Source organism: Nocardiopsis protaetiae, from assembly GCF_045446735.1.
Classification (GTDB): domain Bacteria; phylum Actinomycetota; class Actinomycetes; order Streptosporangiales; family Streptosporangiaceae; genus Nocardiopsis; species Nocardiopsis protaetiae.
Map to the genome: position 1 here is coordinate 1 of NZ_JBJJBV010000473.1, position 2,566 is coordinate 2,566.

Here is a 2,566-nt window from a genome sequence, read left to right on the forward strand (position 1 = left end):
GCGGGGCGGCGGGCGGCCGAGGAGCTGGCGCTGGCGGCCGGGGGCGCGCCGGTGACGGTGGGGCTGGCCGGGCCGACGGGCGGCCCGGAGCAGTTCCTGTCGGCGTTCTCGGAGGCGGCGCGGTGTGTGCAGACGTTGCGGGCGCTGGGCCGGGCGGGCGATCTGGCGACCGCCGAGGACCTGGGGTTCTCGGGGCTGCTGCTGGGCCGGGACCGGGACGTGCCGGGGTTCGTGCGTTCCGCGCTGGGCCCGCTGCTGGAGTACGACGAGCGGCGCGGGACGGTGCTGGTGGAGACGCTGCGCGCCTATTTCGCGGCCGGGGGCAACCTGTCCAGGGCCCGGACGGCGCTGCACATCCATGTGAACACGGTGGCGCAGCGCCTGGAGCGGATCGGTCAGCTCATCGGGGAGGACTGGCAGCACCCCGACCGCGCGCTGGAGCTACAGCTGGCCCTGCACCTGCACGGTCTCCTGGACAAGGGTGTGGATCTGCTCGGCGAGCAGTCCGGCGGTTGAGGAGAACAGCGGGGTGTAGTGGTTGTCGTCGGGGAGTCCGGCGGTGGCTACGGAGTCGGGCAGGTCGGCGAGGCGCTCGGGCGTGTACAGCCCGGGCGCCTCGTCCATGAGTCCGCGCGCCGTCCACAGCAGGCGGGCGGGGACGGGGAGCCGGTGGACGGCGCCGAGGGTCTCCTCGTCGGCCAGGACCTGGCCGCCGTCCACGCGCACGGCCGTCTCGTCGCAGGTGGAGCGCAGGTCGGGGGCGGTGCCGGTGAGGTCGCGCAGCACGTAGTCGTCGACCCAGGGGTTCCACCGGCCGGCGAAGGCCGGGTGCCGCTGCCAGAAGGCGCGGTAGTCGTCGGGGGAGTCGAAGGTCATGCGCAGCCGGGCCATGGCCGGGCCCAGGACGGAGTCGATGTCGGTGCCGGCGGGGACGGGCAGGCCGTGGCCGCCGTCGATGAGGAGCAGCCCGGCCACCCGGTCGGGGTGGCGCACGGCGGCCAGGCAGGCCACGAACGCGCCCATGGAGTGGCCGGCCCAGACGGTGCGCTCGATGCCCAGGTGGTCCAGGACGGCGACGAGGTCATCGGTGTGGGCGGCCAGGCCGTACGGGCCGGGCAGGGTGCCGCTGGCCCCGCGCCCGCGCAGGTCGGGGGCGTGCAGCGGGGGCCCGCCGCGGGCGGCCAGCTCGGCCGCGGTGCGGGCGAAGGAGTGGCCGTTGGCGGTGATGCCGTGGACGGCCAGGACGGGGACGCCGGGGCCGTCACCCCACCGGGTGACGGCCAGGTCGCCCCCGGCGACGGGGACGGTGTACTCGTCCCCGTCGACCGGGGTGGTGTCGCTCATGTGCGTGTCTCTTTCACTCGCGTGCGGTCCGCCGGTCGCGCAGCGCCGACCGGACCCGCCCGGGCAGCGCGGTCAGGCCGCCCGGGAAGAAGAAGACCATCAGGACGAACAGCGTGCCCAGGATGAACAGCGGCTGGGACAGCGGGGCCGCGATCCAGTCGGGCAGGGCCGAGAAGGCCTCCCCGCCCTCCTGCCGCAGCCGGTGCTCGGCGTAGGTGTACAGCCCGGCGCCCAGCACCGCTCCCCAGCGGCTGCCCGCCCCGCCCAGGGCCACCATCACCAGCAGGGTGAGGGTGAACTCGGCGGTGGTGATGCTCGGCGTGACGCCGCCGGTGACCAGCAGGTAGACGACGCCGCCCAGGGAGGCCAGGCCGCCGCCGACGGTGAACGCCGCCAGCTTGTACGGGTAGGGGTTGACGCCCAGCACCGCGACGCGCTGCTCGTTGGCGCGGATGCCCTGCCAGACCCGGCCCACCGGGGAGGCCGACAGCCACCACACCACGACGGTCGCGAACGCGGCGTAGGCGACCGCCACCCAGTACAGGTTGGCGGTGTTCATGACGCCCACGAACGCGTCGGGGACCACCGCGGTGTTGAGGGACAGGCCCTCCTCGCCGCCGGTCACCCGGCCCGGGTCGCGGGCCACCAGGATGGATCCGGCCTGGGCGAACGCCAGGGTCACCATGGCCATCGCGATGCCGTTGACGCGCAGCGCCACCGCGCCCAGCAGCAGGGACAGCAGGGTTCCGGCCAGGACGGAGACCAGCGCCGCCCACAGCAGGGGCAGCTCCAGGATCCGCATCAGCAGCGCGGCCGTGTAGGCGCCGCAGGCGAAGTAGAGGGCGTGCCCGAAGGACAGCAGGCCCACCCGCCCGTACAGCAGGTCGTAGCTGGTGGCCAGGCCGCCGAAGACCAGGCAGAACGCGAGCAGGTGCAGGGTCGCGGGGGAGTTGAGCGCGCCCTGGAACAGTCCGGGGACCGTGAGGGTGGAGAAGGGCAGGGTGGCCAGGACGACCAGCACGGCGACCGGGCCCGCCCAGCGGGGGAGTCGGCGCCGGGTGAGCGGGACCGGGGTCGGGTTCTCCTGGTCCGGGGCACTGGCCCGGGGTTCGGTCTCGGTGATCATGCCACCCTCTCCGCGGACTTCTTCGCGGCCAGTCCGCCCTGCCGGGCGAGCAGCACCACGGCGAGGACGATGACCACGGCGATGTCGCCGAGCCCG

3 protein-coding genes are annotated in these 2,566 nt (G+C 74.7%); 1 reads left to right on the forward strand and 2 read right to left on the reverse strand.

What is annotated here, in order from left to right:
* Positions 1-516 (forward strand): PucR family transcriptional regulator (locus ACJOT3_RS33985; RefSeq protein WP_406977235.1); only part of this gene is annotated, 516 nt, incomplete at its 5' end.
* Here the strand turns inward: ACJOT3_RS33985 and ACJOT3_RS33990 are convergent.
* Together ACJOT3_RS33990 and ACJOT3_RS33995 are read right to left on the reverse strand one after the other, a co-directional pair.
* Positions 442-1,344 carry an alpha/beta fold hydrolase gene (locus ACJOT3_RS33990; RefSeq protein ID WP_406977236.1) on the reverse strand — a complete coding sequence of 301 codons (903 nt, stop codon included), beginning with the start codon at positions 1,342-1,344 and terminating at the stop codon, positions 442-444. The genes ACJOT3_RS33985 and ACJOT3_RS33990 overlap by 75 nt on opposite strands.
* A 13-nt stretch (positions 1,345-1,357) precedes the next feature.
* Positions 1,358-2,470, reverse strand: a complete 1,113-nt coding sequence (locus ACJOT3_RS33995; protein WP_406977237.1) for a branched-chain amino acid ABC transporter permease — start codon at positions 2,468-2,470, stop codon at positions 1,358-1,360.
* Positions 2,471-2,566 lie beyond the last annotated feature (96 nt).

Coding starts and splice junctions, on each gene's coding strand:
- ACJOT3_RS33995 (WP_406977237.1), bottom strand. CDS start 2,470: ATGATCACCGAGACCGAACCCCGGGCCAGTGCCCCGGACCAGGAGAAC.
- ACJOT3_RS33990 (WP_406977236.1), bottom strand. CDS start 1,344: ATGAGCGACACCACCCCGGTCGACGGGGACGAGTACACCGTCCCCGTC.